Source organism: Mesorhizobium sp. M4B.F.Ca.ET.089.01.1.1, from assembly GCF_004022605.1.
GTDB lineage: Bacteria > Pseudomonadota > Alphaproteobacteria > Rhizobiales > Rhizobiaceae > Mesorhizobium > Mesorhizobium abyssinicae.
The window spans coordinates 1-451 of the sequence record NZ_RZOS01001418.1 but is presented as its reverse complement, the minus strand read 5'-3'; the positions used below and the strand labels follow the sequence as shown (position 1 = coordinate 451).

Here is a 451-nt window from a genome sequence, read left to right as displayed (position 1 = left end):
GATCCGACGCGCCGACGGCGAACAGAAGACTGTTTAGTGGCGGCACGGAGCCCATGGTGGCGACTCGCTTGACTTGGGCCGGCACGACGACGCTGCGGCCCGACATGTCGGTAATTGTGCGGATCCCGGTCGCATCCGCCTTCGCCAAGGTGATGGGTAACGGGAGCAGCAAGAAGGCTGCAATTTTCAGGAGGGATCGACGCCTCATGTCAATTTCCTTCAGATTTGGAGCTTGCCCAATCGGGAGTTTCGGCGGACAGGAAAACATACGGTCATGGGACCGAAGCCATCGTCACTTCCGCCGACGGAGACCAGCCGCACCGGCACATCGTACAGCGCGCTCAGCGTGAGATCGTTGACCACGTGGCCTACGTCTCCCTGCGCAAGCACGAACCCGTGTTTCAGCAGAACCGCTTGCGTCGCCGCCGCCAGGGCGTGGTCGGGATCGTGC

The 451-nt window shown here is 62.1% G+C and carries 2 pseudogenes; both read right to left on the bottom strand.

From position 1 onward, the window contains the following. A pseudogene (locus EN780_RS40145) lies at positions 1–208 on the bottom strand (hypothetical protein); the annotation flags it as partial. Between the two features lie 11 nt (positions 209–219). After that, positions 220–451: pseudogene (locus EN780_RS39560) on the bottom strand (hypothetical protein); the annotation flags it as partial.